This window comes from Corynebacterium gottingense (assembly GCF_003693265.1).
GTDB classification, from domain to species: Bacteria; Actinomycetota; Actinomycetes; order Mycobacteriales; family Mycobacteriaceae; genus Corynebacterium; species Corynebacterium gottingense.
In genome coordinates, this window is sequence record NZ_RDRE01000073.1 from 1 (window position 1) to 2,839 (window position 2,839).

Consider the following 2,839-nt stretch of genomic DNA (forward strand, 5'->3'; position numbering starts at 1 on the left):
TTTTCCGGTACGTATTGATATACGTGTTGGTCATAATCCGGTACAGCCAGGCCTTCAGGTTCGTGCCCGGCTTGAACCGATCGAACGCGTTGTAGGCCTTCAGGTACGTCTCCTGCACGAGGTCCTCGGCGTCCTGTGGGTTCCGCGTCATCCGTAGCGCGCCCCCATAGAGCTGGTCAAGCAGGGGCATGGCTTCATCAGTGAAGCGCGATTTCAGGTCTGTCTCGGGCATGCCCGCCATTGTAGGGCAACGCGCCGGGCGTACGATCGGGCGGGAGCAACCAAAAGGAGTACCAATTATGTCTGCACGCACGCGCGCGATCGCCGCGCTCGAAGGCACCGAGCACGCCATCTTGGAATATGCGGCCAGCCAGGACCACTTCGGCGAGCACTCCGTCGACGAGCTCGGGGTGGACCCCGCCGCCGCGCTCAAGACGCTCGTTGTCCGCAACGAGACCAACGAGCGCGAGATGGCGCTGTGCTGCGTCCCCGTCGCCGGCCACCTCTCCCTCAAGGCCGCCGCCAAAGCACTCGGTTGGAAGAAGGCGGCGATGGCGGACCCCAAGAAAGCCCAGCACGCGACCGGCTACGTCGTCGGGGGCATCTCGCCGCTCGGTACCCTGCAGCGTTTGCCAGTGCTTATCGACGCCTCCGTCTCCCCCCTCCCTACCATCATCGTCTCCGCGGGCCAACGCGGACTCTCCGCGGAGCTCGCCCCGCAGGACCTCGCCGCCCTCACCGGCGCGGACTTCGCCGACATCGCCGCGCAGTAAGCCCCTACTCCGCGGGCACGTCCGTCAGCTCGCCCACCCCGGTCAGCTCCGCATTCTCGTTGCGCACGCTGCCCACGGCCGGGTCCGCCTTCCGCCAGCGCAGCGTGTCCGCCACCCGCGAGGGCGCGAGCAGCTCCGCAGCCTCCTCCGGGGTGCCGGACACCCACTGCTCCACCTCGTCTGCGGCCAGGAACAGCGGGAGTCGGTGGTGCAGCCACGCCATGTTCTCGGCCGCCGCGGTAGTCACCATCGTGGTGGACAACCGGTCCAGACCGGTCTCCCACAGTGCCGCGGCGAACAGCAGGCCGGACTCGGGCCGGACGAAGTAGGGCTGCTTGCTGCCCTTCTCCCCCTTCCACTCGTAGTACCCGTCCAGCACCATCAGGCCGCGGCGCGATTTGAAGGCAGAGCAGAACGAAGGTTTTTCGGCCACGGTTTCGGCGCGGGCGTTGAACAACGGCGGCCCCGCTTCGTCCTTTTTCCAGGACGGGAGGAGGCCCCAGCGGGCGGCGTCGATAAGCGACCCCTGCTCCTGGAAGCGCACGAGCGGCACCTGCTGGGTCGGGGCGATGTTGTAGCGGGCGGGCGGCGTGCCGTCGGGGGCGTCGACGGTGCCGGCCCCGGGCAGGGTGCCGACGGCGTCAAGCAGCTCGTCGCCGGTGGTGAAAAGCACGAAACGTCCACACATACCTCTATTATGATGGACCGCATGACTGAACTGTGGACCGCACCGTTTTCGCCCGACCCTCTCTCGCACACGCAGCAGGTGCCGGGGTCGAAGTCGATGACCAACCGCGCGCTCATCCTCGCCGCGCTCGCCGACGGCGAGTCCACCGTCGTCGGCGCGCTGCACTCGCGAGACACGGAACTCATGGAGTCCGCGCTCGCCGCGATGGGCACCACGTTCACCCACAGCGGCGAGGAAATCCGCGTCACGCCCGGCGAACTTCACGGCGCAGAGGTGGACTGCGGCCTCGCGGGCACCGTCATGCGGTTCGTGCCCGCCGTCGCCGCGTTTGCGCAGGGCCCGGTGCTTTTCGACGGCGACGTGCAGGCCAAGGCCCGCCCCATGGGCACCATCCTGGACGCGCTCCGCCACCTCGGCGTCGCCGTGGCGGGCGACGCGCTCCCCTTCACCGTCCACGGCACCGGCCACGCCGACGGCGGCGCGGTGACCATCGACGCGTCCGGTTCCTCCCAGTTCGTCTCCGGCCTCCTGCTGGCCGCGCCGCGCTTCGACCGCGGCGTAACCATCACCCACTCCGGCGGCACCTTGCCGTCCATGCCCCACATCGAGATGACGGTGGCCATGCTTGCCGACGCCGGCGTGCACACCACCGCCACCGCCCACACCTGGAAGGTCGAGCCGCAACCGATCCGGCCGAACCGGTGGGTCATCGAGCCGGACCTGTCCAACGCCACCCCGTTCCTCGCCGCCGCGGCCGTCACCGGCGGCGTCGCCGCAGTGCCGCACTGGCCGATCCAGACCACGCAGCCGGGCGACGTGATCCGCGACATCCTCGAGCGCATGGGCTGCGAGGTCGAGCTGCACGCCACCGGCGCCGACCACACCCTCCAGGTGCGCGGCCCGCAGCGCGGCAACCTGCGCGGCATCCGCCTGGACATGAGCGACATCGGCGAGCTCACCCCGACCGTCGCAGCGCTGGCCGCCCTGGCGGCCACCCCGTCCGAGCTCACCGGCATCGCACACCTGCGCGGCCACGAGACAAACCGCCTCGAGGCACTGACCACGGAGATCAACCGGCTCGGCGGCTCCTGCGAGGAGCTGTCGGACGGGCTGCGCATCTCCCCTGCCACGCTGCACGGCGGTACCTGGCACTCCTACGAGGACCACCGGATGGCCACCGCCGGCGCCATCCTTGGCCTGGCCGTGGAAGGCGTGCAGGTGGAAAACATCGCCACGACCGCGAAGACCCTTCCGGGCTTCGCCGATATGTGGACCGCGATGGTGGAGGGCTAATGGGCCGTCGATTTTCCGACTACGACGAGTCCGACGTCCGCGTCCGCCCCGGCAAGGGCAAACGCCCCCGCTCGAAGGACCGGCC

At 69.3% G+C, this 2,839-nt stretch carries 4 protein-coding genes; 2 read left to right on the top strand and 2 right to left on the bottom strand.

Annotation, left to right across the window (positions count from 1 at the left end; all coding sequences use genetic code 11):
• Positions 1–232: sigma-70 family RNA polymerase sigma factor (locus EAW56_RS11505; RefSeq protein WP_208636516.1), on the bottom strand; the 232-nt coding region annotated here is incomplete at its 3' end.
• 67 nt (positions 233–299) lie between these two features.
• Here EAW56_RS11505 and EAW56_RS11510 point away from each other — a divergent pair.
• Complete coding sequence (locus tag EAW56_RS11510; protein WP_122086680.1) at positions 300–773, top strand: aminoacyl-tRNA deacylase; 474 nt, start codon at positions 300–302, stop codon at positions 771–773.
• Between the two features lie 4 nt (positions 774–777).
• Here the strand turns inward: EAW56_RS11510 and EAW56_RS11515 are convergent, their stop codons facing one another.
• Positions 778–1,461, bottom strand: a complete 684-nt coding sequence (locus tag EAW56_RS11515; protein ID WP_122086682.1) for an SOS response-associated peptidase — start codon at positions 1,459–1,461, stop codon at positions 778–780.
• Between the two features lie 12 nt (positions 1,462–1,473).
• Between EAW56_RS11515 and aroA the strand changes: the two genes are divergently transcribed.
• On the top strand, positions 1,474–2,754 hold the full coding sequence (gene aroA, locus EAW56_RS11520; RefSeq protein WP_244213424.1) for a 3-phosphoshikimate 1-carboxyvinyltransferase: 1,281 nt from the start codon (positions 1,474–1,476) through the stop codon (positions 2,752–2,754).
• Positions 2,755–2,839: the final 85 nt, after the last annotated feature.

Bases quoted from the DNA above. Each gene is read 5' to 3' on its own strand.
- EAW56_RS11510 (WP_122086680.1), top strand. From the start codon at position 300: ATGTCTGCACGCACGCGCGCGATCGCCGCGCTCGAAGGCACCGAGCAC.
- EAW56_RS11515 (WP_122086682.1), bottom strand. From the start codon at position 1,461: ATGTGTGGACGTTTCGTGCTTTTCACCACCGGCGACGAGCTGCTTGAC.
- aroA (WP_244213424.1), top strand. From the start codon at position 1,474: ATGGACCGCATGACTGAACTGTGGACCGCACCGTTTTCGCCCGACCCT.